The 3121-nt window shown below is 29.4% G+C and carries 6 protein-coding genes; 4 read left to right on the top strand and 2 right to left on the bottom strand.

From position 1 onward, the window contains the following. The 4 genes from VK071_00120 to VK071_00105 all read left to right on the top strand — a co-directional run. Positions 1–324, top strand: a 324-nt coding sequence (locus VK071_00120; protein ID HLR33719.1) for a hypothetical protein, incomplete at its 5' end; no start/stop codon positions are given. 142 nt (positions 325–466) lie between these two features. Next, entirely contained in the window at positions 467–877 is a 411-nt protein-coding gene (locus VK071_00115; GenBank protein ID HLR33718.1) for a hypothetical protein, read from the top strand. Position 878: 1 nt separating this feature from the next. Further along, complete coding sequence (locus VK071_00110) at positions 879–1040, top strand: hypothetical protein (GenBank protein HLR33717.1); 162 nt, start codon at positions 879–881, stop codon at positions 1038–1040. 149 nt (positions 1041–1189) lie between these two features. Further along, on the top strand, positions 1190–1381 hold the full coding sequence (locus tag VK071_00105; GenBank protein ID HLR33716.1) for a hypothetical protein: 192 nt from the start codon (positions 1190–1192) through the stop codon (positions 1379–1381). A gap of 55 nt (positions 1382–1436) precedes the next feature. Here VK071_00105 and VK071_00100 read toward each other — a convergent pair whose 3' ends face one another. Both VK071_00100 and VK071_00095 read right to left on the bottom strand, forming a co-directional pair. Then, positions 1437–2132 carry a thioesterase domain-containing protein gene (locus VK071_00100; protein ID HLR33715.1) on the bottom strand — a complete coding sequence of 232 codons (696 nt, stop codon included), beginning with the start codon at positions 2130–2132 and terminating at the stop codon, positions 1437–1439. A gap of 20 nt (positions 2133–2152) precedes the next feature. Then, a complete protein-coding gene (locus VK071_00095; protein HLR33714.1) occupies positions 2153–2965 on the bottom strand; it encodes a DUF2807 domain-containing protein in 813 nt (270 codons plus the stop codon). Between the last annotated feature and the right edge of the window lie 156 nt (positions 2966–3121).

Here is a 3121-nt window from a genome sequence, read left to right as displayed (position 1 = left end):
AAAGAAGATTTAGAGCAAGGATTTACAGAAAAAATATACCCGGATAATTATCTGAATCAGGAGGGGCTTCCAAGATTGTATATTAAGGTTGTTGAAAGGGCTAATCTAGATGAACTATATGAAATTGATTATAAAATTAAGTATGCAGCAGATATCTTTGACTTTATCAGTGAAAAACATAATAAAAAAATACTTATAGGGACCGATGATGCAAAACTTGCTAAAAAGCATAATTTTAGCAGGGTAGATAAATATTATTATGAAAAGGAAGTCAATAAAAGGGATATTGAAATTATAAAAGAGAAAAAGCTATTAGAAGAATAGCTAAGTATGGCTTGTAGTCATTTTATAAGTTACTTTAAAGTTAGTGTAGATAATAAAGTTATAACATCATGGCTTGATTTGATAATTAGTTGTTAGGCCAGTATGCATGGTTGTTATAACTTTTTTTATTTAATAAGCCTGTATGTTAAAATTAGCTAATAATAATGATATGACTGTAGATGAATCTTCTAAATTATTAGATCCAAAACGAGTGCTTACAGCTGAGGAGCAAATGATGGTAGATAAAGTAAGGCAGGAAATTGGTCTACCAAAAAAAGGGACTGTTATGACTAAGATTATTCCAGAAGCAGATATAGAAAAATACTTAAATGAGAATTCTAATGATAGATACGAGGTAAAGGGATTTGTTTCAGTTGATGAACATTCAAAATCTTTAAAAAATCTTAAAAGTGTATATGAAGGTAATAGGCTTGATTATAAAGGAACAAAGTTTAAAGTCAATTGTGAAGTGAATGGAAAGCTTAATTCTTCAGAAAATCCAAATAAAGTATATGGAAAAATTAATTATAAATTCGTACAAAAAAGTTTATAAAATGGATAGAAAATATTGTATTTACAATGGCAAAAAATATTACTTTGAATCAACAGAAAAAATGGTAGAAATAATTAGTAATGAATATGAGGAAGGTTTTAAAAATTATCTTCAAATTACTGGAGGGGTATCTAAAGATTTTTTTCAAGACGTGTATCAATAGATGAGTTAGATAAAATCTATTTAGAAAAATATAAAGCTAAGTATAGAGATAGATATTTTGATATTTTAGTAAAAGATCAAAAAATTATTAGAGATAACAATATTATTTTAGTTACTGGGGATATAGAAGTTTCCAGAGAACTAGATTTTATGTCAATAGGAATGTTTACTTTTAGAAAAGAAGTTAGCTTAAATGACATTACAGAATTAGTAATTACACGAAAACCTTTGATAAGATTTAAGGAGAAGTTTAAATCCCTAGATGCGAAAGAAACAGTGAGTTCTAAAGAACAAATTAGATCACTTATAGAAGAATATTCTGATATTGGGGTTTATTTATAGGAAGTATAAAAGCCTATGCATATATTAACACATAGGCCTTTTTATCTTTACATATTTATATATACCTTACAGATACACGGTTTATAATATTAGCTATTCTGTTATATTCCCTTTTTATAAAAAAATGGTTTCCTGTAAATTCTTCATATTCACAAGGATATTCAAAAATATTATTCCACTTGTGTATTTTATCGCTATGTTCATCCTCTAGAGTATAAAGGACAGTGGCGTTACAGTCAAGTTTTTTACAAGGCTCCCTAAACTCATAATCTTCAATAGAAGTAAAGTCAGCTCTTATTATTGGTATAAAATATTTAAGCAAGTCCATATTATCCGCTATACTAGCTTCTATTCCACCACTATCTACTAATTTCTGAACAAATTCCTTATCTTCCAATTTTAATGTATCCGCTGATGATACCTTATACATAGGCGGCTGAAAAGCTGCAAGAAATAGATGCAAAGGCTTTTTTTTCAACCTTTTACTTGCTTCATAGCCTAGTAGACTACCAAAACTATAGCCTAAAATCATGTATTCATCCTCTGGTTTTATATTAGCCTGAATCTGATAAACAACATCCTCAATAGCTTCTTCAAAGGAGAATAATAAAGGCTCATCTATCCTTATTCCTCTACCCGATAACTCTATTGGTATTAAGTTAATGTTCTCTTCTAAAAGGGGCTGAAACTTGTAATAAATTGTAGCAGAAGCTCCTGCATAAGGTAGACATAAAAGCTTTATCTTTTTCATCATAATACCCCCTGTCTATCCTAATTACCTTCTTTTATAACCCCTAATCCTTCGATTTTTTTATCTACTGAACCTGGATTACCATAATAGGTTATGCTTCCTACTCCTTCAACATATGCATCTACACTGTTAGAAGAATAGACACTACAATCTCCAACACCCTCTAATTTAACTTTTGCATCTTTGACTTCCATTTCCTTACCTTGAACAATGGACGAACCTTCAATATGAATATTTGAGCTTTCTGCACTTCCTATTAAGTCAATATTACGTGCTCCTAAAAGATCTAATTTAAATTCCTTAACATTATTACTTTTTATTTCCCCATTAACGGCACATTCAAATATTCCATGAAATTGCTCTAAGGAATCTACAGAAATATCTAGATTAAAGTTACCTTGATCTATATTAATTTCTTTTATTGGTACACCAAGTTTTATTACTAAATCGCCACCAGTATCTAAGTATCTTTTAGCACTAGTTATATCTATGGTTCTTTTATTCTCATCTATTGATATGGAAATAAGGTCTGAATCATTACCTATTATCTCACAGATTCCATCGAAGCCTTCATCAAATACTATATCCCCTACTAGCTTTGTTGCCTTATTTTGTACTTTATCAATTACAATTGAATAAGGTTCCATATCATTAACCCTTTCATCATTTTTATTTTCTTCCTGATTCGTATCTTCCTTATTACTTGCTTTTACATCTTTCTCTTTAATATTTTCATTTCCACTGTTTCCCTTTTCATGAGATTCAACAGAACATGCTGTTAAAACAACGGAAATAAGCAGTATAATCATTAGTATAATATTCTTATTCTTCATAATTTCCCACCTTATTAAGTTCATCACTTAATTGGCAAAGTGAATAGAACTCTCCCTTTCTTTGTAATAATTCGTTAATATTACCCATTTCAGCAATCTTTCCATCCTTCATCATTATAATACAATCATAGTCCTTTAATAATTCTTCATCCACTT

The organism is Tissierellales bacterium (genome assembly GCA_035301805.1).
Taxonomy (GTDB): domain Bacteria; phylum Bacillota; class Clostridia; order Tissierellales; family DATGTQ01; genus DATGTQ01.
This window is presented reverse-complemented; position numbering and strand designations above follow the sequence as displayed.

Coding starts and splice junctions, on each gene's coding strand:
- VK071_00115 (HLR33718.1), top strand. CDS start 467: ATGTTAAAATTAGCTAATAATAATGATATGACTGTAGATGAATCTTCT.
- VK071_00110 (HLR33717.1), top strand. CDS start 879: ATGGATAGAAAATATTGTATTTACAATGGCAAAAAATATTACTTTGAA.
- VK071_00105 (HLR33716.1), top strand. CDS start 1,190: ATGTCAATAGGAATGTTTACTTTTAGAAAAGAAGTTAGCTTAAATGAC.
- VK071_00100 (HLR33715.1), bottom strand. CDS start 2,132: ATGAAAAAGATAAAGCTTTTATGTCTACCTTATGCAGGAGCTTCTGCT.
- VK071_00095 (HLR33714.1), bottom strand. CDS start 2,965: ATGAAGAATAAGAATATTATACTAATGATTATACTGCTTATTTCCGTT.